The sequence below is a fragment of the Synechococcus sp. RC10B2 genome (genome assembly GCF_047502635.1).
Map to the genome: position 1 here is coordinate 38,053 of NZ_JANSHO010000064.1, position 25,801 is coordinate 63,853.

Here is a 25,801-nt window from a genome sequence, read left to right on the forward strand (position 1 = left end):
GATCCCATCCCCTGTGCGGGCCAGAGACCCAAAAGCAATAGGCCAAACAGAGCCAGAAGCGAGCTCCGGCTCAGCGAGGATCTGCTCAAAAGGTCTTTCATGGGGTCTCTCCTGGCCGGGTGGGGAACGATAGATAGACTCTATGGCTATGGTATCGGGTTGGGGGTGGATGGCTCTTTGCGCTTGAGGAGAGATCGACAGGCCAAAGCCCGCAGGAGATCCCGGCCAAACTGGCTACGGATCCCCTCCCTCTTCAACCTAAAGAGCAGGGTAGGATCAAGCCTGCACAGCTAGCTCGGCAGGAGACAAGGGATGAGTTTGCGGGCAAGGGAGGGGCGGCGCTCTCGCCGGGTTGCCACAGCGGGCGGGATTGCCTTAGGCCTGGCTCTGCTGCTGGGATGTACTGCTGGGGGATCCTCATCTTTAGAAGCCCAGGAGACGGCAGCCGTTGCCAACGCGACCTCGGCCAAAGGAGAGCCCCAGCACCTGCCGGTGGCAGCAGAAGTCACCATCGCTGGCCGGCGCTTTGAGCTGGAAGTGGCCCGCACCCCTGAGCAACAGCGGCTGGGCCTGATGTTTCGCACCGATTTGCCGCCTGATCGCGGCATGTGGTTTCCCTTCGACCCGCCCCAGCCGGCTGCCTTCTGGATGTTTAACACACCGCTGAACCTGGACATTATCTTTCTCCACCAAGGCCGGGTGGTGTACATCGCCGCCAATGTGCCCGGCTGTCCCGCCCTGCCCTGCCCCACCTATGGGCCTCCCCCCAGCCAGCTAGTGGACAGCGTGCTGGAGTTCCGTGGCGGGACGGCAGCGGCCTTGGGCTTGCAAGTTGGAGATACGGTTGAGATCCGCGAGCTCTCGCCCAAAGCTCCTTGAGGGTCCTGTTGGCCGTCTTGATTGCGATTGGGATGGCCTCTTTGCGATGATTCTTCCTAGGGGTCGCTGATGCAAAGAGGCGACGGCGAGCTCAGGATGGTTCGGCTACTGCCAGCAAAGCCCTATGGAGGTTAGCAGCGTAGCCCAGTGGCTGGGGGTCGGGGCTGTGGCCCTGGCTTCTGTGCTTTGGGCCGAGATTGTGCGGGATGTGCGCCATTGGCTAGCTCACCAGTGGCCCTGGCTGATGCCCAAACACACCCTGCACCACCGCCTGTTTCGCCCCGATCTCAGCGTGGTAGACCCAAAGTTATACCGGGAATCCCAGTGGCACCACGATGTCCCCGAAGCGGCGACGATGATCCTGGCCGGGATCCCTTGGGTGGTGCTGTTGGGACAGGGATCCTGGCTGTATGGCCTAGCGGCGGCGGTGGGGGTACTCTACTCGGCCAGTTTTCTGGTTGCCGGCATGTTGCGCGGCTGTGGGCTGGCCCTGCAGACGGACATTACCCACCAACCCGGGCCTTTCCCTGCTCCTCCTGCCCAGTGGCATGTCAACCGCGCCTACCACTGGCGGCACCACTTCGACGATACCAACGCCTACTTTTGCGGCACCCTGACCTTAGTGGATCGGATCATGGGCACCAGTCTCTCCTTTAAAGGCAAGCGCGTGGCCGTCACCGGTGCCTCTGGCACTCTGGGCCGGGCCCTCTTGAAGCACTTTTCCCGCCATGGGGCCAAAGTCATCGCCCTCAGCTCCCATGCGGATTCGGTCGCCATCGAAGTGGACGGCCAGCCCCAGCCGGTGGAGACCATCCACTGGCAGGTGGGTCAGGAGGGATCCCTGGCCGGGCTCCTGGAACGAGTCGATATCTTGGTGATCAACCACGGCCTCAACGTGCATGGGGAGCGGGATCCCGAGTCGGTCCACCAGTCCTATGCTGTCAACACCTTCTCCGCTTGGCGCCTGATGGAGCTGTTTTTCCAAACGGTGCGCGGCAATCGGGAAATGGCCACCAAAGAGGTTTGGGTGAACACCTCCGAAGCCGAGGTCAGCCCTGCTTTTAGCCCTCTCTACGAGCTCTCCAAACGGGCCCTGGGCGATCTGGTTACCCTACGCCGTCTCGATGCCCCCTGTGTGGTGCGCAAGCTCATCCTCGGGCCCTTCAAGAGCCAGCTCAACCCGATTGGAGTCATGTCAGGCGATTGGGTGGCCGCCCAGATCCTGGCCCAGGCCAAGCGCGATTGCCGCAACATCATCGTTACCATCAACCCCCTCACCTACCTGCTTTTCCCGCTGAAAGAGTTGGCCGTCAGCACCTATTTCCGCTTGTTCAGCCGCCGCTCTTCTCGCCCAGCTCTTCTGGGTCCGGCCGCCGGGATCCCTTTGATTTAGGGGGGCCGCAAATCCTGGCCGGCTCTATGGCATCAGGCGCAAAACTGGGGTAAGACAAGAGCAGGTTCCTTGGCGGCAGGGGATGGGATCCCTTGCGCTAACCCGAACTTTTGGGGAGCGAGAGGGCTCTTCCGCTCGATCTCCCTTATGAACCCTGGGTGTGAGGAGTAGGAGTGAGTGTAAACATGGTGCGACAGTGGGTGAGCGCAGTCCTCTGCGTGGTGGGCGGGGCTTTAATGCCGGGGCTTTTGTCCGGCTGTGCCATCCCGATGCCTTCGGCATCCGCGGGAGTTTCTGAGATCCAGGTGCGCTTGGTGCATGTGGCCCCCAATGCCCCTCGGATCGACTTGGAAGTGGGGGGGGTAAGGGCTGCTCAAGGTGTAGCCTATGGCTCGGTGAGCGAGTACGTGCGTATGCCGGCGGGCGAGTACGACATTGTTTTGTTTTCAACCCCTGAGACGACCAGCCCTGGCCAGCCCGCGAGTTTTAAGGACTCCGTTCCGCTAGCGCGAACGGTTGCGGCCAGAACTGTGGCCAACCTCAGAGGCGGGGGAGTGTTCTCGGTGGTGGCTGCTGACGAGCCCAATCGCGTGACGGCCTTAGTTTTGGAAGACAACATCAACTCGCTGTTTGACCAAGCCCTGGTTCGGTTTGTTCACGCTGCCCCTGATGCGCCGGCCCTGCAATGGCAGGGGGAGCAAGGGCGGGTGCTGATACCTCAGTTGGCCTTCGGGCAAGTTTCCACCTTTCAAGCCATGCGACCCGGCTTTACCCAAATTCAGGTGGCCATAGCTCCTTCAGCCCCCGCGCCAGGTGGGCAGTCGTCTCCTGGCCGGAGCATTCCCTTGCAACGGTTTGACCTCCAGTTAGAGGCAGGGAAAGTCTATACCCTTTACGTGGCGGGGCTGATGCGCAGCAATCCGGGCCTAAACTTGGTGCTGGCAGAGGAAACGCGGGCTCGTAGGCTCCTATAGCAAGGCTGCTTGCGGCTTGATCCTCTCTATACTGTGAGACTAGCCAGTCGTCTCTAGCTTTGGGGACACAGCCCGTGGATGCCTTATTTCAAGTGGTGGTGCTCAGCCAAACCCCAGATCCCGAACGGGTGATCTACCAGGCGATGCACCAAGATCACAGCCCTGATTTTGTTACCCCAGAAAGCCGGATCCCGGAAAAATATGGCGAGGCCGTGGTGCGGCATCTGCTGGAGGGCAACCGTGGCCACTATGGGCCGCTGGAGCACCCTCAGATCACGTTTGGGGTAGGCTATTTTCCCCATGCTGTCATGCAACAGGCCCGTACTCATCGGGTGGGAATTTCTTTCGACGTTCAATCTTTTCGATATACAGGCCAGCAAATTGCCGATTTGGGCAAAAGACTCTTGTCTGGGCCCCGGAGAACGCCCCCCAACCCCCCGCCCGGCCCCCCCAACCAGCCCCCTAGCCCCCCGTATACGGGGGGCTGGGACGAAACTTCTGCTTTTGCCGACAAAACCGGGGCAGAGTTAGCTTTGCAAGAGTTGGAAACTCTATTTTACGTTCCCGCCAGCGTCAAGGAAGGCAAAGCCAAAACCCGCCAAGGCTTCAAGCCCATCTCTCCCGAGGCCCTAAACATCATTCTTGAGCAGTATCGCAGCCAGGCCATTGCCTATTATCGCCTGGTCGAAGAGTGTGGGGTGCCCTATGAGGATGCTCGTAACATCATCGGCTACGGGATCCGCCAACATTTTGTAGTGTCTTTTAATTGCCGCAGCTTGATGCACTTTCTGGATTTGCGGGCTAAGGAGGATGCCCAGCGGGAGATCCGCGAGCTGTGCGAGTTGATGTGGCCCCACTTCGAGGCTTGGTGCCCCCATGTGGCCGCCTGGTACCGCCAAAACCGCTGGGGCAAGGCCAGGCTTTCTCCCTAACAAGTTCCCAACCATTGGGGACGACTATGGATCCCAAAGCTTATGAACAAATGGCAGGCCTAGAGGATCGACATTGGTGGTTTGTGGGCCGCCGACAGATTCTCAGCCGGGTTATTGCAGGGATCCCTCTTCCTCCCTCAGCTTGTATCTTGGAAGCGGGATGTGGCAGCGGTGGCAACCTGGAAATGTTGTCTCAGTTTGGCCAAGTCTGGGCCATGGAAAGAAGCGAAATAGCATTGCCTTTGGCCCGGGCTCGTGGCATTGCGATTGTGGAAGAAGGCGAATTGCCGCATCGGATCCCTTTTGGCTCTCAACAATTTGATTTAATTGCTCTGCTGGACGTTCTGGAACATTTAGACGAAGACACAGCAGCTCTGGAAGCCCTCATCCAGAGGTTAAAGCCATCTGGCTACATGGTGATCACGGTGCCGGCTTATCCCTGGCTGTGGAGCGCCCATGACGAGCTCAATCACCACAAGAGACGCTACACAGCGGCACAACTTCTCTCCTTACTCAAGAGCGCCGGCTTGCAAATTCATACCTTTACCTTTTTCAACAGCTTTCTCTTCCCTCTGGCAGCAGGGATCCGCCTAGCCCAGAAAATACTTCGCCTGCGGGAAAGTCCAGACTTGAAAATGCCGCCCCTTTGGCTCAATCAACTTCTAGCAGAGATTTTTGCCGCGGAAGCCTATTTGATCCCCAAGTTTTCGTTGCCCTTTGGCCTGTCGTTGTTGGCGGTAGCCAGCCCTATTGCGGCAGCGGGACGGAGCCCTTTGAAAATTGCTCCTCTGGGAAACTGAGCCTCTTAATCCTCAACTTCTCGCCGTTATTACCAGTTTTTTGAGTCAACTTGGCCGATCGCGCTAGCGAGACGGAGTCCTTGCAGCCTCAAGGGGATAATCTTTTCATAAGATTGTTCCCAGTCTTCGTTTTTGGAGGAGATAGCTCTTGGCCGATCGCGCTAGCGGGACGGAGTCCTTTCGCACCAGGGAGACGGAACCTTTGCGCAGCTACGCCCTTCGCTTGGATCCGCATCGTCTGTGGGTGCCCCTAGCTTGCTTCGGGGATGGCCTTTGTATTTGGTTGGCCTTTGGGGCAGGTTACTGGCTGCGCAGCTTGCGCCCTCACCAGCTTTTGCCGTGGGATGTTTATGCCGGCCTGGGATTGCTGACCGTTCTCAGCTACTGGGGCGTTCAGGCCGGTTTGGGCGGATATGGCGAATCGAAGCGCCTATCCCGCTTTGAGGAATGGGCCAGTTTGCTGCTGGGGCTGGGGGTGACCTTTGGCCTGGTGTTGGCAGGGGCCTTCTTCGTGCGCTCTGTCTCGCTGTCGCGCTTGGTAGTGGGCTATGCCGGCCTGCTGGCCCTGCTCGGCCTGACGGGGATGCGGTTAGCGCTGCGGCTGGGCATGGGCTGGCTGTATGCCCGCGGCCAGGGGCGGCGACGGGTGATCTGGGTGGGATCCGGCTTGCTGTTGGCCGAGGTGCTGGAGCGGCTAGAGCGCTGCCCGGCTTTGGGGTTTGAGATCAAGGCTTGGGCCGTGGCCGGGGATCCCTCGGCGCCAGAAGCGGGGCCTCTGCAAAAGCTGGAGCGCCTGGATCCCGCTCATCTGGTGGCCTATGTGCAAGCTCACCCTGAGATCCAAGAGGTGTGGTTTGGGCAGCCGGAGCTGGCCAACGCGCCCCTGCTTCTTACTTTGCAGGCTCTGTCGGTGCAGGTGCGCCTGGTGCCAGATATTCTTGGCTTCTTAACGGTTAACCTGCAGTTCCACTCTCTGGACGGGATCCCGCTGCTGACGCTGCGCCACCCCCCTTTGCGCTACGCCCACAACCGTTTCCTCAAGCGAGCTATGGACATCTTGGGAGCTTCCCTGGGCTTACTGTTGCTCAGCCCCCTGTTTGTGGTCATCGCCGTGCTGGTGGCCTGCAGCAGCCCCGGCCCCATCCTGTATTGGCAGGAGCGGGTGAGCTTGGATGGGCGTCGCTTTTGGATTGCCAAGTTCCGCACCATGCGGGTGGATGCTGAAGCACCCGGCCAGCCGCGCTGGACGCGCCCCGGGGATCCGCGCCGAACCAAGATAGGAGCCTTTTTGCGCCGCACCAACCTGGATGAGCTGCCCCAGCTTTGGAACGTTTTGAAGGGGGAAATGAGCTTGGTGGGCCCCCGCCCGGAGCGGCCCTACTTTGTCGAGCAATTTAGCCAGGAGATCCCCAAGTATCTGGATCGGCATTTGGTCAAAAGCGGCCTCACCGGCTGGGCTCAGATCCACGGCCTGCGGGGAGACACCAGCATCGCCCGCCGCACCCAGTATGATCTCTACTATGTGCAAAACTGGTCCCTGTGGCTGGATCTGCGAATCCTGGCCATTACCCTTTGGCAAGGGATCCGCGGACGGCTGACCGGATATTAGGGGTTAGCGTATGCCATTCTCCCCCCAAGAGCTGCTCTACGAGGGCAAGGCCAAGCGCATCTACCGCACTGCCGATCCCAGGGTTTATCTTTGCCAATACAAAGACGACGCCACCGCCTTCAACGCCCAAAAGCGGGGATCCATCGCCGGCAAGGGAGAGGTGAATTGCACCGTCTCCAGCCATGTGTTTGCCTACCTGGCGCAGCAAGGGATCCCCAACCATTTCTTGGCCCAAACCGGCCCCACCGAGATGCAGGTGCGAGCCTTGCACATCCTGCCTTTGGAAGTGGTGGTGCGCAACCGCACAGCGGGTAGCCTCTGCCGACGGCTGGGCCTGGAGCAGGGCCTTCCCATCGAGCCGCCGCTGGTGGAGTTCTATTACAAAAACGATGCCTTGGGGGATCCCTTGGTGACCACAGATCACATCCGCCTGTTGCAGCTGGCCACGCCGGAGCAGGTGGAGCGCCTCGGATCCCTGGCTTTGGCCATCAACAACCATCTGCAGGCTTTCTGGCGAAGCTGCCGCCTAGAGTTGGTGGACTTTAAGCTGGAGTTTGGCCTGGACGAGAAGGGAGAGATCCTGCTAGCCGACGAGATTAGCCCCGATACCTGCCGTCTTTGGGATCTGGAGGGATCCGAGCCGCGAGTGCTGGACAAGGATCTCTTTCGCTTTGATCTGGGGGATCCAGTAGCTGGCTATCAAGAGGTGTTGCAGCGGGTGCTTCAGGCAGTGGGATCCCAATTCCTTCTCTCCTAGAGGGAGAGGAGCCAGGGGTGAGGGACTATAATCGCCTCAGCGATCCCACTCCCTTAACGCCCGAGCCTCCTTTCGCTTGTCGGGATCCCGCCATGACCTCTCCCCGCCCCCCCTACCCCGGCGAGCGTTTCCGCCGCCAACTGGCCGACCTGCTGGATGCCTGGGTGGAGCAGGGGTTGATTGAACCTGAGCAGCGGGATCGGCTGTGGGAGTACTACCAACTGGATAGCTTGCCCCGAGCGGCCGGCAGCCGTTTTGTCTTGGTGCTGCTACTGTTTGGCGCAGTTCTGGTAGGCCTGGGGGTGATCTCCTTTGTGGCGGCCAACTGGGCTGCCATTCCCCGCTGGGCCAGAGCCTGGGGGTGCTTGGCCCTCATGGTAGGGCTGCAGGTGGCGGGCTTCCAGGCTTGGCAGCAGGGATCCCAGCGTCTGGGTAGCGCCCTGCTGATAGCCGGTGAACTGACCCTGGGAGCCTGTATTGGCCTGATGGCCCAGTGGGTTCAGCTTGGGGGATCTGCGGCAGGCTTGTTTTGGGCCTGGGGGATGGGCGGTTTGGCCATGGCCTACGGCTTGCGTCACAGCCCCAGTGGTGTACTGGCCTGCCTTCTGCTGGGCTTGGGGATGGTAGCCGACTTCGTGGATTGGGGGACTGTCAACTTCCTCTATCCTTGGTTGACCCTGGGCCTGCTGGTTCCTCTGGCCTATTGGTGTTGCTCTCGCTGGGTTTTTGCCCTGGCCGTGGTGAACTTTGGCCTGGCGTTGCAAGGGTTAGCCGAGCGTTTGGGCAGCTCTTTCCAAGGTTTAACCCTTTTGCATCTGCTTGGTGTTGCAGTTGTGTGGGGGTTGGGTCTGTGGCACCAACGCCATAAGCCTTGGCTAAGCCGGGTTTTAACTGAAGGAAGGGATCCAGAGCTTCCCGGCGAGCTGGAGCAAGGCTTGGATTTGGCCCCGACAGCCCAGAACTTGGCTCTGCTGGGGCTGGGTGTCCTGCTCTATGTCTGGAGCTTTGTCGGGACGTGGGTCGATCTTTCCGAGGATCCCCTCTGGAACGTTGGGGATCCCTGGGCGAGCTTGTCGGCAGTGGGGTTGCTGCTGCTGACGGGCTGGGGCTGGTGGCAGGGTTGGCAGGAGAAGAGATCCCAGCCCGTTTCGTCTTGGCTGAAGGATGCTGCTGTTCTGATTTCTCTGGTTGCCTTGGCGCTTTTGCTGGGGATCCGCAGCGCCCTGCCTTTGAACCTAACCGCAAAGGTAGCCTTGGCCTTCTTTGCTCCCTGGATCGTGACCCTTTTGCTCGTGGGATTGTCGGTGGTGCTCTGCTGGGAAGGGCTGCAGCAGGGGCGGCGGGGGCGCTTCTGGCAGGGACTGTTGGGGCTAACCCTGGTGGTGCTGACCCGCTTTTTCGAGTACCCAACCGGCCTGTTGGCCAAGTCGGCGGTGTTGGTGGCCTGTGGGATCGGGGTAATCTGGCTGGGGCTGAAATTTGAGCGGCGGATTTTCTCCCGTCTCTAATTCTTGCCCTTCTAGGAAGCCAAGCCCCGCTACATGATCAAGCAAAGGAAAAAGCTGGAATTGAGCTGGAATTCACAAGAATTTACAAAGTTTAAGGAACCTGCTTGTATTCCCCAACGTCTTTGCTAGTGTATTCTCAGCTTTGGCTTGAGCTGAGAAGGAAGTGGGCATCTCTATCAAGATAATGAAAGTAGGACTGCGTTTGGGCATTTTGGCTTTGCTACTTACGCCCCTTTGGGAGAGTGGTTCTCTTTCGGGTGTTGCCTTGGCTGAAGATCATCTTTTAGTGGCTCAGGCCCCGGAGCCAGCTAGGCAGCCTATGCCTTCTGTGCCTAGATCGATACCCTCCCTAGTTCCCATAGCTCCGGTAGTATCCTCAGAAACTGTAGATGAGCTATTCCGCCAGGTTCCTTTCCCCCTTTCGCCAAGACCTCTGCCTGGCCTTCCGTGCTCGAGACCCATGGTGTTGCGCTCAGTAACCCTCAGCGCTCCTCCGCCAAACCCTGCTTCCCCCCTTCAATCGGAGGTTCCACCCAAAGTTTGGGAAACTCTCCAGGGCCCTTTCGGGACAGTCAACTGGGGAGATCGCCGACCCGATAAAGTCTTTGCTCATACCTTCCAATGGAGCCCCCCTTGTAAAACAGGCTGCCGGCTGGGAGGTACCCTGACATTTGCCTACCGCAACAATCTGCCGGCTAGCAGTAGCAGTGCTCCGGATGCGGGCAACGACAAGTACTACGTGTACAACGGCGGCACTCTAACTCAATCGGGGTTCTTATATGCTTCACCTGTGAGTTCGGCCGGTCAGACTTTTACCAAAACCCTAACGCTCTCTCCCGCTGAAGTTGCCAACAACAGAGTTACGTTGGTGGTTCAAGACGACACGGCTGTTTTGGAAGCTAAGGTAGAGCTCAACTACTGCTGCTGTGAATGTGAGTTCCCTATCTGAGGCAAGTCCTTGGCAGCAGTAACGGCAGAGGGGGGGATCTAAAACTCTCCCTGCCGTTTTTCTTTCCCTTGGCCAGTTTCCCGAGAGCTAGCCAAGAGAATTTAGCAGCGAGCCCGGGCAAAGATCTCCTGCAAGATCTCGTCGGCTCCCTGCTGCTTCAGCTTCTCCGCCAGGGCCACCCCAACCGCTTCCGGATCGGCGGTGGATCCCGTCTGGGTATCGCGGATGAGCCGTCGCCCCTCTAGGTCAGCCACCATGCCGGTCAGGTGCAGCTCTTCCCCTCGAACTTGGCTGTGGACGCCGATGGGCACCTGACAGCCCCCCTCCAGCGCCCGCAGGAAAGCTCGCTCGGCCAAACAGCGGGCTGTCGCCTCCGCATCAGCCAAGGGTCGGATGAGCTCCAGAATCCGCTCGTCCCCCTGCCGGCACTCGATGCCGAGGGATCCCTGGCCAACCGCGTACAAGAACACGCTGGGATCCAGCACCTCGTGGATCCGGTCGGTTTTGCCCAGCCGCTTTAGGCCGGCCACCGCCAAAATCAGGCCGTCGTACTCCCCCCGCTCCAGCTTGGCCAAGCGCGTGTTAAGGTTGCCCCGCACGTCCTTAAACTGCAAGTGGGGAAAGGCGTGGCGCAGTTGGGCCAGTCGCCGCAGCGACGAAGTGCCAATCACCGTCCCTTCGGGCAGGGTGGCCAGTTGGTAGCCACGCAGCTCCTCCCGCAGCACCAGCGCGTCCAAAGGATCCTCCCTTTGCGTAATCGCCCCTAGTACCAGGCCTTCCGGCAAACGGGTGGGCAAATCCTTAAGGCTGTGCACTGCCAGATCGCTGCTGCCGTTGAGCAGGCTGACCTCCAGCTCCTTGGTAAACAAGCCCTTATCGCCAATTTTGGCCAGCGCCACATCCAGGATGATGTCTCCCTGGGTGGAAAGGGTGTGCAGCTCTAGCGGCAATCCCGGATGGTGGGCCTGCAACTGCTCCATCACCCAGTGGGTCTGGGCCAAGGCCAGCTCACTTTTGCGGGAGGCGATCCGCACCGGCTGGGCAGCCCCTGCCGAGGGCCGCAAGGGAGTTGAGGCCAGTTCGCTCATGGCTGCTGCAAAATCCGAGAACACCGTCTTTCACGCTAACTGACTTTGCGGCGCCGCACGGCAGCGACCTTCAAGATCCTTAACCAAAACTGCCATTTCCCCCCGATCCAGACTTTACTACGGGGATCCCAGCCGGTAGGATAAGTAGACGGATTCTCCGCCGCGGCGGGGAGAGTTGTGGTCTGTCAAGCCTCCTTCTCCAAGGTTGCTAGAGGACAATTCTCTGTAAGCACAGGGCCCCCTGATTTGCTTGGTAGTCTGCCTGGATAGGTCTTATGGAAGAAAACAACGTCGGCAACGGCACTCAGTTACTGCTCAAGCGCACCATCCCTGTCAAGGTGGTGGTCACCCCCCTTTGGAAGAAAGAAATGCAGGAGCAATTGGAGCGGCAGATCGAAGCCACCGATGCTCAGATGCAGCAACTGGAGTTTCAGGGCAAGCGGGCCATTGCCGAGCTGGAGAAGCAAAGCCCTAACCCCAACAGCCCCCAGGTGCTCCAACAGGTGGAAGCGGTGAAAAGCCGCGTGAACGAGCAAAAGATCAAGCTCTTGGATCAAAAAAACCAGTTGCTTCAGCAGATCAACCAACTGAACAACCTGGAGCTGAACCAAGAGGTGCTCCAGGGCAGCGTGGAGAGCTTCTTCCGCGTGCAAAAGGGAGACAACCTGATCCAGAAAATGCAGGTGGAGATCCTGCTGGAAGATGGGGTGATCAAGGAAATTCGCGGCAACCCATAAGCTCTTCATATCCTTTGGGAGGACAGGGATCCCTTGCTGTGGGGTAGCAGATCAAGACCTTTGGTCTTAACCCAAGTCGGTGGCAACACAATAGGTGACAATAATTAACGGCCTCTTAACAGCCGCTGGGCTCAAGCTTGGGACGGCTGGTGCGTACGGGCAAAGTTGTTACCTACGAGATGCTCGCCATGTCTGAGTTTGTCTGGTCAGAGCCTGCCCCCCTCGAGGACCTACATCTTCCCGATTGGTTGCTCACCTCGGCTCAGCGCCGCCGTCTCAAAGCTTTCCTGGTTCTGGCGACGGTGTGGGGGCTGGTCAGCCTGATGCACCAGGTAGCGGTAGCCCGCTGGTTTACCGTTGGCCTGGCCACCTTCATGGTCATCCACATCAACCGCCTGTTCCGGCTGCAACCGGCGGCTCTGCCGCCCCCCTTGAGGCTTTACCCTCCTGGAACAATGGCCTGGGATCCCGCCGCCGCCGAAACGGCCTCCCTGCCTTTGCCTGAGGTGGGCGGGGCTCAGCCCTTAGCGCTGGCGGGTTCTCCTCTGCCGCGAGTGGCGGTGTTGATCCCGGCCAAAAACGAAAGCGCAGTGCTGCCGCGGCTGCTGCACAGCCTCACCCAGTTGGATTACCCCAGCAGCCACCTGGAGCTGTGGGCCATTGACGATGCCAGCAGCGATGCTACCCCCGACATCTTGCAGGAAGCCCAAAAGCGGATCCCTCACCTGCGAGTTTACCGACGGCCACCAGGGCGAGGAGGCGGCAAGTCTGGCGCCCTCAACGAGGTGCTGCCCCTGACGCGGGGGGAGATTATCTTGGTCTGCGACGCCGACGCCATTGTGCCCCCGGATTTGCTGACTCGCACCCTGCCGCTGTTCGGCCAGACCCCCCGCCCCGGCAGACGGACAATCGGCGCCGTTCAGGTGCGCAAAGCCTTGAGCAACCCCAACGTCAACTTCTGGACCCTGGGCCAGGTGGCGGAGATGGCCTCCGATGCCTACTTGCAGCAGCAGCGGGTGGCCATCCGCGGGATTGGGGAGCTGCGAGGCAACGGCCAACTGGTGCGACGGGATGTCCTGGAAAAGTGCGGCGGCTGGAACGAGAACAGCCTCACCGACGACCTGGATCTTACTTTTAAGTTGCACCTGGCGGGGGTGGATATTGCCTTTTTGACGGAGCCGGCCATCGTCGAAGAGGGAGTCACCTCTTGGAAAAGCCTTTGGCACCAGCGTTGCCGCTGGGCGGAGGGGGGCTACCAGCGCTACCTCGACTACTGGCCAGGGATCCTCAGCCGCCGCCTGGGCATGGCCAAGACAGTCGATCTCTGGGCCTTTTTCATCTCTCAGTACCTGCTGCCGATGGCCTTAGTTCCCGATACCCTCTGGGTGCTGTTGACGGGCCACTCCTCGGTGCTGCTCCCCTTGAACGCCCTGGTCATGGGATCTGTGACGGTGGCCTTCTACCGCGGCCTGCGCCAGGTGGAGGGGCTGCGCGGGCGAAAACTCTGGTGGCGTACGGCTCTGGGCTTGGTGTACATGCTCCACTGGCTGCCGGTCATGATCGTGACCACGGCTCGTATGTGTGTGCAGCCCAAGCGGTTGCGGTGGGTAAAAACGGTGCACCATGGCCTCTAGTTCTGCTGTTGGGGATCCCCCAGATCCTGCTATCCTAATCAAACGCCAGCTCACCAAACTACCCAGCCCGACTATGGCCCGCCTCTACTACGACACTGACGCCAACCTGGATCTGCTGGACGGCAAGACCGTCGCCATCATCGGCTACGGCAGCCAGGGCCATGCCCACGCCCTCAACCTGCGCGACAGCGGTGTCAACGTCCTCGTCGGCCTCTACCCCGGCAGCCCCTCTTGGCCCAAAGCGGAGCGGGACGGGTTGACGGTCAAGACTGTAGCAGATGCTGCGGCTGCCGCCGACTGGGTGATGATCCTGCTACCGGACGAAGTGCAAAAGACCGTCTTCCAGAGCGAGATCCGCCCGCATCTAAAGCCGGGGAAGGTGCTCCTATTTGCCCACGGCTTCAACATCCACTTCGGGCAGATCCAGCCGCCCGCAGACGTGGATGTCATCATGGTCGCTCCCAAGGGCCCCGGTCACCTGGTGCGGCGCACCTACCAGGAAGGCCAGGGGGTGCCGTGTCTGTTTGCCGTCCATCAAGATGCCTCCGGGATGGCGCGGGAGCGGGCCATGGCCTATGCCAAGGCCATCGGCGGCACGCGGGCCGGCATTTTGGAGACCAGTTTCCGCGAGGAAACTGAAACAGATCTCTTCGGCGAGCAGGTGGTGCTCTGCGGCGGCCTCACGGCTTTGATCAAGGCGGGGTTTGAGACCCTGGTGGAAGCAGGCTACCAGCCGGAGCTGGCCTACTTCGAGTGTCTGCACGAGGTTAAGCTAATCGTGGATCTCATCGTCGAGGGGGGCCTGGAAAAGATGCGCCACAGCATCTCCAACACAGCAGAATACGGCGACTACACCCGTGGCCCCCGCATTATTACCGAGCAAACCCGCGCTGAAATGAAGCGGATCCTGTCAGAAATCCAAAGCGGCCAGTTTGCCCGCGAGTTTGTCTTGGAAAACCAGGCCGGCAAGCCCGGCTTTACGGCAATGCGCCGCCGCGAGGCGGAGCACCTCATCGAGAAGGTGGGCAAAGAGCTAAGGGCCATGTTTAGCTGGCTGAAGCAATAGCCAGAGGTCGTCTCACAGGCAAGTCTCGTGCTGGATCTGAAGCTGCTGCGGGATCGCCCAGAAGAGGTACGCCAAGCCCTGGACAAGCGCGGGGCCAGTGTCGACCTGGACGGCATTCTCCAGTTGGATCGGGAGCGCCGCCGCTTGGAGGCCCGACGCGGCTCTCTGCAGGCAGAAAGCAACAGCCTCGGCAAGAAGGTCGGCGAGCTCATCCGCCAGGGAGCGGATCCCCAGGGAGCGGAGGTGGCGGCCCTGCGGCAGCAGGGGGCAGATCTCAAGGCCGAGATCGCCCAACTGGAACAGCGGGAGCGGGAGCTGGAGGAGGAGGTGCGCGCCCGGTTGCTCACCTTGCCCAACTTGCCCTTGCCCAGCGTGCCGGTTGGCCAGGATGAGGCCGACAATGTGGAGGTGCGCCGCTGGGGCGATGAGCTAAAACCCACCCACCCCGTCCTTCCCCACGACGAGGTTGCCGAAAAGCTGGGCCTCCTGGAGGTTGGCCGTGCCGTCAAGGTAGCCCAGAGCCGTTTTGTGGCTATGGTAGGGGCAGGGGCGGCTCTGGAGCGGGCCTTGATCGCCATGATGCTGGAGCGCCACATTGCCGCTGGCTACACCGAGGTGATCCCTCCCTTTTTGGTCAACAGCGCTGCTCTGGAGGGGACAGGGCAACTGCCCAAGTTTGCCGCTGAGAGCTTCCGCTGTGCCGACGACGACCTCTGGCTGATCCCGACGGCGGAAGTGCCCCTCACCAACCTGTACCGGGAGGAGGTGATCCCAGCCGAGCGCCTGCCGCTCTATTTCTGTGCCTACACACCTTGCTTTCGCCGCGAGGCCGGCAGCTATGGCCGGGACACCAAGGGCCTGATCCGGCTGCACCAGTTTCAAAAGGTGGAACTGGTCAAAGTTACCCACCCCACCCAGTCGGAGGCAGAACACGAAAAGCTGGTGCAAGATGCCGAGGCCATTTTGCAGATGCTGGAGCTGCCCTACCGGGTAGTGGAGCTGTGTACCGGCGATCTAGGTTTTTCAGCAGCCCGCTGCTTCGATCTGGAGGTGTGGTTCCCCTCCCAAAACCGCTACCGCGAGATCTCCAGTTGCTCCAACTGCTGGGATTTCCAGGCCCGCCGCGCTAACCTGCGCTACAAAGAAGCAGGGCAAAAGGGCACCCACTTCGTCCACACCTTGAACGGCTCCGGCTTAGCGGTGGGACGGGCTCTGGCCGCCCTGTTGGAAAATCACCAGCAGCCGGACGGCTCGATTCGCATCCCCCAGGCGCTGCGTCCTTTCCTCAGCTCCCGCTTCCTCTCGGAAGACGGCGCTCTCCGGACTGCTCCCTGAGCCATTCTGCCGCGGTGCTCCAGCAAGCCATAGCTGTGGAGAGTATGAGAGTATGTCAATCTAGATAGGGATCCCTACCCTGCCAGGGTTTATGTTGCCCAAGCATCGTCCCAAGCAACTCTCACTAGGCCCTCTGGAATCCGAGATCCTCGATATCCTTTGGGAGCTGGGCAGTGCCAGCACCCGCCAAATCCACGAGCGCATCTTGGCCGATCCCGACCGAGAGTTGGCCTATGCCTCTGTAACTACCGTTTTGCGGCGCCTAAGCCAGAAGGGCTGGGTGAGCTGTGAACGTCGCACCGATGCAGAAGGGCGGAGTCTGCCGATGTTGTGGCGGCCCCGTCTTTCTCGCCAGGAAGCTGCCAGCCTCAGGGCCTTTGCCCAGTTGCAGCAGTTTTTGGCGGTGGGCGACCCAGACACCGTGGCAGCCTTTGCCGATAGCCTGGATCAGGCCAGCGTGTCCCAGTTGCAGGCGATTGCCGAGCGGTTGCGGGCGGCCCGCGAGGCCAGGAGGGATCCCCAATGAGCCACTTGGGCATGTTGCTGTTGGGTTTGGCCCTGAGTTGGCTGTGGCGGGCCCAGGTGCGGCTGGATCGAGCTGGTTCCTGGGCCCAGCGCTGGCAGTGGGCCTGGATCCACTTCTTGCTGCCGCCGCTGTTTTTGCTAATGACTGCCCTTGCTTTGGCTTGGATGGGGCCGTGGGGACAAATGGCCGGGGCAGGAGGCTGGTTCTGCTACGGCTGTGCGCTGCTGTTGCTGGCGCTGGCTGCAGGCGTGGCCCTGCGCTGGGCTTGGGAGTACTGGCGCGTCTGCCGACGCGCCCGCCTGCGGGCTCTGGCCCAAGTCAATTTGTATGGCTCTTCGGCCTATGTCTTGAATTTGGAGATCCCTTTTGCTGCCCAAGTGGGGGTATGGAAGCCGCAATTGGTGGTCAGTCGCGGCCTGCTGGAGCAGTTGGATGAAGAACACCTGCGGGCGGTGCTGGCCCACGAAGAGGCCCACCGCCACTACGGCGATACCTTGTGGATGTTTGCGGTGGGCTGGCTGCGCCATCTCAGCGGCTGGCTGCCGAATACAGAGGTCCTCTGGCAGGAATTGCTCACCCTGCGGGAGCTGCGGGCAGATCGCTGGGCGGCCCAACGGGTGGATCCCTTGGTGCTGGGAGAGGCTCTGGTGCAGGTGGTGGGCTATGGCATGGCGCAGCAACCGGCAGCGGCTTGGGTTGGCTTTGCCCTAGAAATGGGATCCGGTGCGGGGGGACGGCTGCAAGAGCGCATCGATGCCCTATTGCAGCAAGAGGAGTCAGGCCCGGTCGCCTCCCACCTTTCCCTGCAGGGTTGGGCCTGGCTGGGGCTGGCTCTCCTGCCTCTGTTGGCCATCCCCTTTCACAACTGAGGTTGACGCCATTCCCCAGCTTGCCTTGGCGCGCCGGTGGGCAGCAGCTTTACAGCCGCTTGAACCATGGCCTGGACAGAGCCAAGAATTTCTTCCTCCGCGGGAGTTGCTTGATGGCCTTTTTTTTCCTACGATGGAAAATACTTCGATCCTCGGTAGCTCAGCGGTAGAGCGGTCGGCTGTTAACCGATTGGTCGCAAGTTCGAATCTTGCCCGAGGAGTTGGGCGGGGGGATGCAAGCTTGATGTTCTCCTCAGCCCGAGAGGACGAGGATTCTTTCTCGCTTGTCGCAAGCTACGCGGACGGGCTGGCGCCGCTGCCACCGCGCCCCCTTTTTCCCACCCTATACGGGGGGATGAAAGGGAGGCCGGGGGCGCCATCACCCCGACTCCTGGGCGACGGCAGGGACATCGAAAGCGTGGGCAGTCGACTCCAGCCTGCAGGATGTCGAGATGGGGAGACTTATCTCCAGGACTAAAGTCCGGGGCTTGTGCCTCCCGACTTGCTGGTCACCCCTAGTTGGGGTTGGGATGCCGCTGCTGAAGGAACGCTTCGATTTATAATGCCCTCTGGCCGTTTCACCTATTCCGAGGGTAATTGCTGTGATCGACCTGTCGCGGATCCCTGCCCAACCAAAGCCAGGCCTACTTAACCTCCTGATTGAGATTCCGGGCGGGAGCAAGAACAAGTACGAGTTTGACAAAGACATGGGCGTAATGGCCCTAGACCGGGTGCTCTACTCTTCGGTGCAGTACCCCTACGACTACGGCTTTGTGCCCAATACGCTGGCAGGGGACGGGGATCCTTTGGATGGCCTGGTGATCATGGATCAGCCCACCTTTCCAGGGTGTGTGATTGCGGTGCGCCCGCTGGGCATGCTGCAGATGATCGATGCGGGGGAGCCGGATGAGAAGTTGTTGTGCGTGCCCGCTAAGGACCCTCGCTATGCTTCCGTAACCAGGCTGGAAGATATTGCCCAGCACCGCCTGGACGAGATTGCCGAGTTTTTCGCCACCTACAAGCGCCTGGAGAAGAAAGAAACCCAGATCTTGGGCTGGAAAGGCCTAGCCGAAACCGAGGCAGTGATCGCCAGCAGCATTGCCACCTACCAACAGTCCAAGTAGCTCCCCAACTTTTCTGGACTGAAGCTCCCAGTTGGCGCCAATCTGTTCTGGCTTGGATTCCTCGAGCTAGCTTAGGGTTGGACTCGATGGCTTCTGCTATGGCCGATACCCTTCAGCTTTGGCTTTACCACCTGGAACAATGGGCAACGCAACTTGTCCAAGGCCAACTGCAGCACCTTTCTCCGCTGAGCCTGCTGCTGGTGGGTCTGGCAGGTCTGGTCACCAGCCTTTCTCCCTGTATGCTCTCCCTGTTGCCGGTAACCATCGGCTACATCGGCGGCTACGCTCCCACTACCCCCGCCGCTGCCGGAGAAGTGCGCTGGCAGGTTTGGGTGCAATCGCTAGGCTTTGCGGCTGGCGTGGCTTTGACGCTCAGCGGGCTGGGCTTGGGAGCAGCTTTGCTAGGCCGGGTTTATGGACAAACCGCTGCCTTTGGATCCCTAGTGGCGGGAGGGATCGCCATCCTCATGGGCCTGAACCTGCTGGAAGTTGTCCCCTTGCGCTTCCCCGATTGGTTTAACCGGTTGGAGATCCCTGGCCAGTGGCCTGGGCTAGGCCGGTCGGTGTTGCTGGGATCCACCTTTGGCCTGGTAGCTTCTCCCTGCAGCACGCCGGTTTTGGTGGCCCTGCTCGGCTGGGTCTCCACCACAGGGCAGCCCTGGGTGGGGGGCGGGCTGCTGCTGGCCTATGCGCTGGGGCTGGTCTCGCCGCTGCTGTTGGCGGGGGTGTTCGCCGGCTCGATGAAGCAACTGTTGGCCCTGCGGCGCTGGTCGATCTGGTTTACCTATGCCAGTGGCGTGGTGTTGGTGGGCTTTGGCACCGTGACGATCCTCTCCGCTTGGGCCTAAGGGATCCCTGCTGCAAGCTAAGATGGGGCTGCCCTCCAGTTGGGGGGCAGTTCAGATCTTGAGCTGACAACTTCCCATGGTTATTCCCTCTCTGCCGCTGTCGCGGTGGCTTTCCCCCTTGCGTCGGTACTTTCGCCATGAGCTGCTGCCGCTGCTGGCGGATCTGCGTCTGGCCATCGGCCTTTTCTTGGCAATTGCCCTTTTGAGCGCGGTTGGCACGGTCATCGAGCAAGAGGAAACCGTGGCCTTCTATCAGGCCCACTACCCCGAGCATCCGGCCCTGTTTGGCTTTCTCACCTGGCGGCTGATCCTCAAGCTGGGGCTGGATCACGTCTATCGCACCTCTTGGTTTCTGGCCCTGTTGATCCTCTTTGGCAGCAGCCTGGCCGCCTGTTCTTTGACGCGCCAGTGGCCGATGCTCAAGGTGGCCCGTCGCTGGAGCTACCTCACCCGTCCCCACTCCTTCCAGCGGCTGCCCTTTTGGACCTATCTGCCCCAACGCTCCCTGCAGGGGCTGCCGCAGCGGCTGCGCCAGCGGGGCTATGCGGTGTTTCAGGACGGATCCCGACTTTACGCCCGCAAGGGTCTGATTGGGCGGTTTGGGCCTATCCTGGTGCACGTCAGCCTGCTGCTGATCCTGCTGGGGGCCATCTGGGGCAGCCTTGCCGGCTTCAAGGCCCAAGCGCTGATCCCCAGCGGCAGCGTCGCCGCCATTGAACAGGTAACCGGGGCAGGGGATCTGGCTCATCTACCCACCTGGCAAATTCGGGTCAACCGCTTCTGGATTGACTATGCTCCTGATGGCCGGGTGAAGCAGTTTTACTCAGATCTCTCGATTTTGGATGGGGGCCAGGAGGTCAAACGCCAGACCATTTCCGTCAACCATCCCCTCTCCTACCGGGGGGTGACCCTCTACCAGGCTGATTGGAGCATCGACAGCATCCGCATCCGCCTCAACAACAGCCCTCCCTTTCAAATCCCGGTGGTGCCGGTGCCCACCCAAGCGGGCAGCAAGCTCTGGGGCGCTTTTGTCCCCACCCGGCCAGACCTAAGCGAGGGCCTGACGCTGTTGTTGCCCGATTTGCAGGGGACGGCCCTGCTCTACGACACCCAAGGCCAGTGGATAGGATCCCTGCGCCAGGGCATGAGCCTGGCCCTGGACGAAGTTGCCCCCCAGCGCTTCCCCAACCGTCTTACCCTGCACCTAGACGAGGTTATCGGCGCCACCGGTCTGCAGATTAAATCCGACCCAGGGATCCCGCTGGTCTATCTCGGCTTTGGGCTGCTGATGCTGGGGGTGGCGATGAGCTATTTCAGCTACAGCCAAGTTTGGGCCCTGGAGACGGAAGCAGGGCTCTACCTGGGAGGCAAAACCAACCGCGCCCTGGTGAGCTTCGAGCGGGAGTTTGCCCGCCTGGTGGAGCAGCAACTGCTCTCCTCTCCCCCTTCGCCGGCAAAAGAACCCCCTCCTGCCGCTCGCGTCGGCGGGACGGAGTCCTTAGCCAACGGCTAGCCATGGCGGCTGTTTGACCGGCAACGCTGCCCAGGGTCATCTAGCTCCCCTCTCCCTGAGGGAGAGGGGCTGGGGGTGAGGGCGGAACTGCCCAAATCCGGCAGGCTGACCGCGAACAGGGTGCGGTTCTCGCCGCTTTCCACTTGCAGGATCCCTTGCAACAGCTCCACCGCCTTTTTCACCAGCGGCAGGCCCAAGCCGGTGCCCCCCTGGTGGGCGTAGTCCAGGTGCGGGATGCGGTGGAACTTCTCGAAGATGCGCGGCAGGTGCTCCGCTGGGATCTCGACACCGGTGTTGGTGACCTGCAAATGGAGACCCGACGAATCGACCGCCACTTCCAGATGAACCTGCTGGCCGGCAGGGGTGTACTTGGCGGCGTTGGCCAGCAACTCGCTCAAGATGCGGGTGAGCAGCCCCACATCGGTGTTGAACAAGATGGGTTCAGAGGGGGGGTAGGAGATAAAGGTGAGCTGGCGCTCTTGAAAGCGCAGGGCAAAGGGCGGCAACAGCTTTTCCAGCCACTCGCGCACCTCGAAGCGGGCGATCTCCAGACTGCGGCTGCCGGCCTCTAGCCGCTGCAAGTCCAGCAGGTCGTTGACCAAGTCCAGCTCTTTTTGCCACTCCTGTTTGAGGATGTTGAAATAGGGGATCTGCGCCTCGGAAAGGCCGCGCACCTCCAGCATTTTCAGGGCCATTTTCATGCTGGTCAGAGGCGTGCGCAGCTCGTGGGAGACCATGCTGAGAAACTCTTCTTTGAGCTCGTTGAGCTGCTGCAGTTGCTGGAGCTGAGCCTGGGTTTCCTGGTAGAGGCGGGCCTGGCGAATGGCGATGCTGCACTGGGTGGCCACCTGCTCGGCAAAGTGGATCTCGGCCTCGGTAAAGCCCTCCTGGGGCAGGCGAACTAACTTGAGAAAGCCCAGCAACGAGCCGGTGCCTGAGACAAGCTGCCCTTCTTGCTCTTCTACAACCAGGGGGCAGGCAAGCAGGGTACAGCGCCCCCGCAGCGGGTGATCCGTGCTGAGGTAGAGGGTCTGGCCTTGGCGGAGCTGGCGCAAAAGCACGGGATCCAAGGGCAGAGTGACCTTGCCCAGGGGGGGCAGGGATCCCGCCGCTTCGTAGGCCAGCGTGTAGGTCTGGGTTTCCGGATGGATGAGGGCCACACCGCAGGCGCCCAGTTGGAAAGCCTAGGTGAGCTCCCGCACCACGGTGGCCAAGATCTCCTGTTCGTCCAGGCTGGAGCGCACCTTGTCGCCAATCAGCCGCAGCAGTTGCTCGTATCTCACCCGCTGGGCCAGCTCGGCATTGCGCACCTCCACCTGGTAGCGCAGCTCGGCGTTGGCAGCTTGGAGTTGCTCAAACAGCTCCGCCTGTTGCAGCGCCAGCCCCAGTTGATCGGCAATTTGTCGCAAAAAATCCGGCATCCAGGGATCCCATTGTTTGGGGGCGCTGCACTGGTGGGCGATCAACAGCCCCCAGAGGCGGGCCGGCTCGCTGTCTTTGCCGTCAGGGCCAGCCGCCTGCAAAATGGGCACCACCAAGTTGGCCCGCACCCCCAAACCGGCCAGCAGCTCGCGGTGGCAGGGCTGGATGGGGGCGGTGTCGATATCTTCAATGGCCGAAATGCGGCCCTGCTGATAGGCCTGGTGCCACTGGCTAACAAAGCATTGATCTTCGATAACCAGGCCCAGCAGGCTCAACTCTGGCCGGCTGACCGATTGCATGGCGATCTCGCCCACCCAATTGGGGAAAAAGCGGTAGATCACCACCCGCTCCACATCCAACAAACGGCGGACTTCTTCTACGGCAAAACCCAGGATGGACTCCACCTGCAACGATTGCCGGATCCCTTGGGCGATGCGGTTGAGCAGCCGGGCTTGGTGGAGTTGCAGTTGAGCCTGCTCCTGGGCTCGCTTGCGCTCGGTAATATCGACAATGGAGGCAATGCCGTAGATTTGTTTGTCGGGAGTCTCCGCCACAAAAGACGAGAGGTCAACCCAGAGGATCTCGCCGCTTTTGCGGATGTAGCGTTTTTCCATGCGGTAGCCCCGGCGGCGGCCCGCTCGTATTTCTTCGACATAGATTGCCTCCTGCCGCAGATCCTCAGGGTGGGTGAGGTCGGCGTAATTCATGCTCAAGAGCTCGGCCTCGGTGTAGCCGGTGAGCTGGCAAAAGCTCTCGTTCACCTTGACAATCTGCCCCGCCGCATCCGTAACTGCCATGCCCACCGGGGCTTGCTCAAAGAGGTTTTGAAACAGATCTGGCTGATCGTGCAGCGAGTGCTGCCGTTTTTGTTGTGGGTTCTGCAACTCTTTTTCCTGGGTCAAATCCTGTACGCTGGCAATGCCGATTACCTTCCCCTGGGCATCCTGCCAGGGGGCATCCAAAATCCGCACCGGAAACCGCTCGCCGTTGCGACGCATAAAGGTCAGCTCCCAACCCTGCGGGGGCCGACCCTGAGCCAGCCCCTGGGCGAAGGCGGTGGCGATCTTCTCCATCTCCTCCGGGGGCCAATAGACAAAAGGGGGATCCTTAACGCCAGCGGATCCCGGTAGTCGCCGGCGGCCAAGGTTACAACAGGGGCGGTCATCGCCTCAGCCAGGGTGGATCCCTGCCAAGATCGGTCGCTGGCCACCCACCGCAACACAAAAGGATAGCTTGGTAGCCCCGTACTAAAGTACGGGGCGGAAAAGCCCTTGAGCCACTTTAGTTGCTTCTTTGTTATAGTTAGTACAGAGCTTCTCCAGGAAAACAACCTACTGCGGTGCAAAACCCGCGCGGCAATAACTAACCTGGAGGAACTTAAGTCCGAAGTAAGCAGAACTTTGAGGTTATGCCTCAAAGGACTGTCTAGGGGCGTCTTGACAGCGCCTTTGCGAGTCCATTTTGGGCTGCGTAAGAATCCCCTGGGTGGGAGTGTCAAATCCACAGCCGTCAAAATGTCCACCACTCGGCCTGCATCCACCACCAAGGCGTAGGGCCGGGAGCCATTCTTTTGCGCCAACAGGGAGAGAACCTCGGCAAGGGGGCTGTCGAACCCGACCAAGAGTGGCATCTGGCCAAAGCACTGTTCCAGGGATCCCGATGAAGAGCGCAAGTCTTGCACCATGTCGGTGTCAGGGGATAACCGAACCTTAAATTGCAGTCAGAAAAATTTGCAAACAGTATGGCAGAGGGAAACTTTAGCCAAGACCAGACAAAATACTTACTTACGGACTTACTTGCAGGCAGTTTTAGCTTTAGGCATTTGATAGCTTTAACCCAAGCTTAACTTTACAAGTTAGAGTACCACGTCGCGCAAAGAAGTTTCGAATTTTGATATAAATCTTTACATCTATCTGCTGTTTAATTTGCTGGTGCCGAGACTTGGGGAGCAAGTTAAGCTCTTAGCTCGCTGTTAACAGGAATTGTCGATCTAAGTTGCGGCTCTTCCGGTTTATCGAGGTTTTTCCTTCATCTAAAAAGGGGCAATCGCCATCCTGTTGCTCTGTTTTTTTCAAGTATCTTCGCGTCATCGAGTTGAGCTTGGGTTGGTTTCATTGGAGACAGATTTGACAGATTTTGAGCGGCTGCCAGATTACTTGAGTTCAGCCCGTGCTGCCGCGACCCCTCTCAGCCCTCCGCTCCCGGCGAGGGAACTTGGGAAGCTGGCTGCATTCTAAGCCTCATCAAGTACCCATCTGTGGCTGTGCTGCCCAGGTGAGGAGTTTGCCCCCTACACTGAAATTGGGCAAGTTGATCCCGATAGCTAGGGGATCAGATGTTGCCGGCGTTTTGGGCTTAGCTCTTCTCGATGGCTTTTTCTCCGCCGCTGACAGATTTTCTCTCCGGCCAGGCCGCTCCTATTCCCATCCAAACTCCCTCGACGGTTCCAGAATTGGCGCAGCTCCTAAAAGAGTGCCGCGAGCGGAAGGTGCTGCCGCTCGGGCAGGGGAGCAAGTGGGGATGGGCTCCTCGCTTGGAGGCTGTGGATCTCATCCTCAGTACCCGTGGGCTGCGCCGCTTGATCGACCATGCGGCTGCCGACCTAACGGCGACAGTGGAGGCCGGTATGACCCTAGCGGAGCTACAAGCCATCTTGGCAGAGCGGGGGCAATGGTGGCCGGTGGATCCCCTTTACCCTGACTGGGCCACAGTGGGGGGCATCGTCGCCACGGCCGATACGGGCTCGCTGCGCTGGCGTTACGGTGGGATCGGCGATTTGCTGCTGGGCATCACCTGGGTACGGGCCGATGGGGAGGTGGCCAAAGCGGGTGGGCGGGTGGTTAAGAATGTGGCCGGCTATAACTTGACGAGACTGTTCGCCGGATCCCTGGGCAGTTTGGGGATCCTGACGCAGGCGACCCTACGGCTCTATCCCCTGCCGGCAGCCCAAGCAACTTTGGTGGCTACAGGATCCCTGCCCGATTTGGAAGCCTTGGCTCGGCAGGTGCTGAGGGCGCCGGTCAGCCCGGTGGGGGTGGATCTCTGGCTGAAGGCAGAAGGGCCCCAGCTCTGCCTCCATTTCCACGGCTCCGAGCGGGTAATTGCCCAACAGATGACCCAGGTGCAACAGCTAGCTCCTGCAGGATTGAGCTGGCAAGAGGCAAGACCTGAAGCCCCGCCTCTGCCCTCCCGCCGTGCGGGGATGGTGTTGGCCAAGTTCGGCTGCTTGCCTAGCCAGAGCCTGGCTACTCTAGAGCAGTTTCAGTCTCTATTTCCCGACGCTCAGGTGCAACTGCATCGCGGCTGTGGATTGGGGCGAGCCTGGATCTCCCAGCCTGAGGTGGGATCCCTGCTACAGTTACAGCGCCACCTCAAGTCGGTGGGCGGGTTTCTCCTGCTGCTGGAGGCACCGGCAGCCCTGAAGACAGCTCTGGCCCACGATTTCGGCCCGACGGTGACCCTAATGCGCAAGCTGAAGCAGCAGTTTGATCCCGCCGCCATCTTCAGCCCCAGCTTGATATAGCTACTCCAAATCACGCCGAAACGTGACATCCTCTCCCGCTAAGCCCTGACGGGCTGTAGACGGGAGCTTCCGAGAATCACTTCTCGGAGTTGCTGCTTCAACGGACTGGTAAACCAGGATCCTCCACAGCCAGAGAGCGGCAGTCCCACCGCCCCCCTATATCCCCCCGTATACGGGGGGACCTGAGTCCTCGCTTCAAAATCTCGATAGCAGCGTTCAAGTCTCTGTCCCACGACCCGCAACGAGGGCAATCATGCACACGTTCCGACAAGGCCTTGGGAACACGCTCCTCACAAACACAACAATTTTGGGACG

Annotated in this window: 22 protein-coding genes, 1 tRNA gene and 1 pseudogene; 19 read left to right on the forward strand and 5 right to left on the reverse strand. The window is 60.3% G+C overall.

The genetic code is table 11. The features are described 5' to 3' along the window. Positions 1–312: 312 nt before the first annotated feature. The 8 genes from NW855_RS09510 to NW855_RS09545 all read left to right on the forward strand — a co-directional run bounded on the left by NW855_RS09510 (position 313) and on the right by NW855_RS09545 (position 8,852). Positions 313–879, forward strand: coding sequence for a DUF192 domain-containing protein (locus NW855_RS09510; protein WP_414402553.1), 567 nt, complete (start codon positions 313–315; stop codon positions 877–879). A 124-nt stretch (positions 880–1,003) separates the two neighbouring features. Next, a complete protein-coding gene (locus tag NW855_RS09515; RefSeq protein WP_414508701.1) occupies positions 1,004–2,272 on the forward strand; it encodes a bifunctional sterol desaturase/short chain dehydrogenase in 1,269 nt (422 codons plus the stop codon). A 185-nt stretch (positions 2,273–2,457) separates the two neighbouring features. Further along, a complete protein-coding gene (locus tag NW855_RS09520) occupies positions 2,458–3,246 on the forward strand; it encodes a DUF4397 domain-containing protein (RefSeq protein WP_011429151.1) in 789 nt (262 codons plus the stop codon). A gap of 74 nt (positions 3,247–3,320) precedes the next feature. After that, on the forward strand, positions 3,321–4,178 hold the full coding sequence (locus NW855_RS09525) for an FAD-dependent thymidylate synthase (protein WP_011429152.1): 858 nt from the start codon (positions 3,321–3,323) through the stop codon (positions 4,176–4,178). Between the two features lie 26 nt (positions 4,179–4,204). Next, positions 4,205–4,978 (forward strand): class I SAM-dependent methyltransferase, encoded by a 774-nt coding sequence (locus NW855_RS09530; protein ID WP_049749699.1) that lies wholly within the window; start codon positions 4,205–4,207, stop codon positions 4,976–4,978. A gap of 148 nt (positions 4,979–5,126) precedes the next feature. Then, positions 5,127–6,587, forward strand: a complete 1,461-nt coding sequence (locus tag NW855_RS09535; RefSeq protein ID WP_099812565.1) for a sugar transferase — start codon at positions 5,127–5,129, stop codon at positions 6,585–6,587. A 10-nt stretch (positions 6,588–6,597) separates the two neighbouring features. Beyond that, positions 6,598–7,344, forward strand: coding sequence for a phosphoribosylaminoimidazolesuccinocarboxamide synthase (gene purC / locus NW855_RS09540; protein WP_414349626.1), 747 nt, complete (start codon positions 6,598–6,600; stop codon positions 7,342–7,344). Between the two features lie 92 nt (positions 7,345–7,436). Beyond that, entirely contained in the window at positions 7,437–8,852 is a 1,416-nt protein-coding gene (locus tag NW855_RS09545) for a DUF2157 domain-containing protein (RefSeq protein WP_414508702.1), read from the forward strand. 1,050 nt (positions 8,853–9,902) lie between these two features. Here NW855_RS09545 and hemC read toward each other — a convergent pair. Then, positions 9,903–10,889 (reverse strand): hydroxymethylbilane synthase, encoded by a 987-nt coding sequence (gene hemC / locus NW855_RS09550; protein WP_414402927.1) that lies wholly within the window; start codon positions 10,887–10,889, stop codon positions 9,903–9,905. Between the two features lie 275 nt (positions 10,890–11,164). Between hemC and NW855_RS09555 the strand changes: the two genes are divergently transcribed. The 10 genes from NW855_RS09555 to NW855_RS09600 all read left to right on the forward strand — a co-directional run bounded on the left by NW855_RS09555 (position 11,165) and on the right by NW855_RS09600 (position 20,541). After that, positions 11,165–11,626: a YlqD family protein gene (locus NW855_RS09555; protein ID WP_011429159.1), complete on the forward strand. Its 462-nt coding sequence runs from the start codon at positions 11,165–11,167 to the stop codon at positions 11,624–11,626. A 137-nt stretch (positions 11,627–11,763) separates the two neighbouring features. Further along, positions 11,764–13,260: a glycosyltransferase gene (locus NW855_RS09560; protein ID WP_240527293.1), complete on the forward strand. Its 1,497-nt coding sequence runs from the start codon at positions 11,764–11,766 to the stop codon at positions 13,258–13,260. Between the two features lie 73 nt (positions 13,261–13,333). Continuing rightward, entirely contained in the window at positions 13,334–14,326 is a 993-nt protein-coding gene (gene ilvC, locus NW855_RS09565) for a ketol-acid reductoisomerase (protein WP_414402928.1), read from the forward strand. Positions 14,327–14,353: 27 nt separating this feature from the next. Next, positions 14,354–15,661, forward strand: coding sequence for a serine--tRNA ligase (gene serS / locus NW855_RS09570; protein WP_414347049.1), 1,308 nt, complete (start codon positions 14,354–14,356; stop codon positions 15,659–15,661). 91 nt (positions 15,662–15,752) lie between these two features. Then, on the forward strand, positions 15,753–16,187 hold the full coding sequence (locus NW855_RS09575; protein WP_011429163.1) for a BlaI/MecI/CopY family transcriptional regulator: 435 nt from the start codon (positions 15,753–15,755) through the stop codon (positions 16,185–16,187). Then, on the forward strand, positions 16,184–17,056 hold the full coding sequence (locus tag NW855_RS09580) for a M56 family metallopeptidase (protein WP_099812561.1): 873 nt from the start codon (positions 16,184–16,186) through the stop codon (positions 17,054–17,056). Before NW855_RS09575 ends, NW855_RS09580 begins: the two co-directional genes overlap by 4 nt. A gap of 149 nt (positions 17,057–17,205) precedes the next feature. Next, a tRNA-Asn gene (locus tag NW855_RS09585) sits at positions 17,206–17,277 on the forward strand. Between the two features lie 384 nt (positions 17,278–17,661). Beyond that, positions 17,662–18,180 carry an inorganic diphosphatase gene (locus NW855_RS09590; protein WP_041438773.1) on the forward strand — a complete coding sequence of 173 codons (519 nt, stop codon included), beginning with the start codon at positions 17,662–17,664 and terminating at the stop codon, positions 18,178–18,180. Between the two features lie 98 nt (positions 18,181–18,278). After that, positions 18,279–19,028 carry a cytochrome c biogenesis protein CcdA gene (locus NW855_RS09595; protein ID WP_011429166.1) on the forward strand — a complete coding sequence of 250 codons (750 nt, stop codon included), beginning with the start codon at positions 18,279–18,281 and terminating at the stop codon, positions 19,026–19,028. 76 nt (positions 19,029–19,104) lie between these two features. Then, a complete protein-coding gene (locus tag NW855_RS09600) occupies positions 19,105–20,541 on the forward strand; it encodes a cytochrome c biogenesis protein (protein WP_011429167.1) in 1,437 nt (478 codons plus the stop codon). Here NW855_RS09600 and NW855_RS09605 read toward each other — a convergent pair. From NW855_RS09605 to NW855_RS09615, 3 genes and pseudogenes are all read right to left on the reverse strand, one after another. Beyond that, complete coding sequence (locus NW855_RS09605; protein WP_414402482.1) at positions 20,538–21,701, reverse strand: ATP-binding protein; 1,164 nt, start codon at positions 21,699–21,701, stop codon at positions 20,538–20,540. The genes NW855_RS09600 and NW855_RS09605 overlap by 4 nt on opposite strands. Before the next feature lie 24 nt (positions 21,702–21,725). Then, positions 21,726–22,367, reverse strand: a complete 642-nt coding sequence (locus tag NW855_RS09610) for a GAF domain-containing protein (protein WP_414402488.1) — start codon at positions 22,365–22,367, stop codon at positions 21,726–21,728. A gap of 81 nt (positions 22,368–22,448) precedes the next feature. Next, positions 22,449–23,045 (reverse strand): annotated as a pseudogene (locus tag NW855_RS09615) (PAS domain-containing protein); the annotation flags it as partial. A gap of 1,286 nt (positions 23,046–24,331) precedes the next feature. On the opposite strand from NW855_RS09615, the gene NW855_RS09620 reads away from it, so the two are divergent. Beyond that, positions 24,332–25,486, forward strand: coding sequence for an FAD-binding oxidoreductase (locus NW855_RS09620; protein ID WP_414508703.1), 1,155 nt, complete (start codon positions 24,332–24,334; stop codon positions 25,484–25,486). Positions 25,487–25,583: 97 nt separating this feature from the next. Here NW855_RS09620 and NW855_RS09625 read toward each other — a convergent pair whose 3' ends face one another. Further along, the gene (locus NW855_RS09625; protein ID WP_240527399.1) at positions 25,584–25,745 is read right to left on the reverse strand and encodes a transposase; all 162 of its coding nucleotides are present in this window, start codon (positions 25,743–25,745) and stop codon (positions 25,584–25,586) included. Between the last annotated feature and the right edge of the window lie 56 nt (positions 25,746–25,801).